The sequence below is a fragment of the Pedobacter sp. 05L430 genome (genome assembly GCF_056397585.1).
In genome coordinates this window covers 1-1861 of sequence record NZ_JBFTNT010000477.1, presented here as the reverse complement: position 1 = coordinate 1861, position 1861 = coordinate 1, and the positions used below count along the sequence as shown (strand labels likewise).

General features: G+C 34.2%; 2 protein-coding genes. Both read left to right on the top strand.

All coding sequences use genetic code 11. The features are described 5' to 3' along the window. A partial coding sequence (locus tag AC1DG9_RS26575; protein ID WP_477635634.1) for an oligosaccharide flippase family protein occupies nt 1–754 on the top strand: 754 nt, incomplete at its 5' end. 75 nt (nt 755–829) lie between these two features. Further along, on the top strand, nt 830–1675 hold the full coding sequence (locus AC1DG9_RS26570; RefSeq protein ID WP_477635633.1) for a phosphoribosyltransferase: 846 nt from the start codon (nt 830–832) through the stop codon (nt 1673–1675). Nucleotides 1676–1861 lie beyond the last annotated feature (186 nt).

Here is a 1861-nt window from a genome sequence, read left to right as displayed (position 1 = left end):
GCCAAGTGCATTGGGAATGTACTCAAAAGCCTATCAGTTGTTGCTTTTGCCGATTACTCAATTACGGGATCCACTAAATGCTGTTGCGCTGCCGGCTTTAAGTAACCTTCAAAACGATAAGTGGAAATACAATCATTTTTTTTGCAGGTACCTGTTTACATTGGCATTTTTCTCTATGCCTATTGTGATTTATTTTGCAGTTTTTTCGCACGAAATTATCTTTATTGTTTTAGGAGATAAATGGATCGCAGCATCTTCTATATTTAAATTGCTAGCTATATCTGCATTTATCCAGCCTGTTGCGAGTACTCAGGGATTACTATTGATAACTACCGGGAAAGCAAAAAAATACTTTTACTTAGGTATTATTAACTCTACTTTAGTTGTAGCCGGATTCTGTATTGGAATAAATTGGGGCACCACAGGTATTGCCATATCGTATGCAATTGTAACTTACGCGTTGTTTATTCCCTTGCTGCTTTATAGTTTAAAGGATTCGCATCTTTCAATTTTACAATTTCTAGAGGAAATTTGCCTGCCTGCGGTGTTTGCGCTAATTAGTGGTGCAGGTATGTTTTTTGTAAGAGCAAACCTAGCGGGGACCAATTCGTTTCTGATTTGTATAATTGGTTTTCTTGCAGGAGCCATTATTTATATAGGACTATGGTTTCTGACAAAGTTTACGAGAAATAAAATGAATAGGATTCTTGAGATTGGTCAGTTCCTAATTAATAAGAATAAATTAAAAGCTTAAATAATCTAAAAAATGAACTACAGATCAATTGAAGATTTAAATCATGCAATTACTACTAATCTTTCTAAAGTACCTTTGGAGATAGATTTAATTGTGGGGGTTCCCAGAAGTGGATTGCTTGCGGCTAATTTGCTGGCCCTGCATTTAAATCTTCCCTTTACTGACGTAGAAGGATATGTTAATGGAAGAATCCTTCAATCAGGAGAGCGATTAAAATCGTATATCAAGCCTTTTAGTGAATATAAAAATGTACTTATTGTTGAGGATAGTATTTGGTCTGGCAGCTCCATAATTAACGTTAAAAATAAGCTTAAAGGACTTTATCCGGAAAAGAAAGTGCTATATACAGCTGTATATGCTGTAGAAGAGACCAAAGATAATATTGACTTTTACTTTGAAATATGCCCAGGACCAAGAATTTTTGAATGGAATATGATGCATCATGATCTACTTGAAAATTGTTGTTTTGACATCGACGGCGTATTGTGCATAGATCCAACAGAAGAAGAAAATGATGATGGGCCTAAGTATGAACATTTTTTAGAAAATGTAGAACCATTTTTTAGACCAAGTAAAACCATAGGTTATTTAGTTACCAATAGGTTAGAAAAGTACAGAGCGTTAACAGAGGCTTGGTTAGCGAAGCACAACGTAAAATACAATCATCTGATTATGTTAGATCTTCCTGATAAGGCGGCAAGATTAAAGGCTAATAATCATGGCGGTTTTAAAGCATCTGTATATGTGAAATATGATTGCTATTTATTTATTGAAAGCTCAATTTGGCAAGCAAAACAGATAGCTGACCTTTCAGGTAAGCCTGTTTATTGTACCGATGAAAGAAAAATGGTTTTCCCGAATAGTATGGGGAAATCTAAATTTTTATTAAGAAAAGTAATTAAAAAGCTAATTAGAAGGTAAAAATTAAGGCCGTATGGTTTTGCGTTTATGGCCCTGCCGAAATGATTATATTGTTAATGAATTTTATATTAAAAAGATGAAAAAAACAAACCAAATTATTAATAGCATTTTAATAACATTTATCGTTTTTTTTACTTGCTGTACCCCCGATAGGAAGGAGTATGTAGAAGTTGGCCCGCTTAGGGA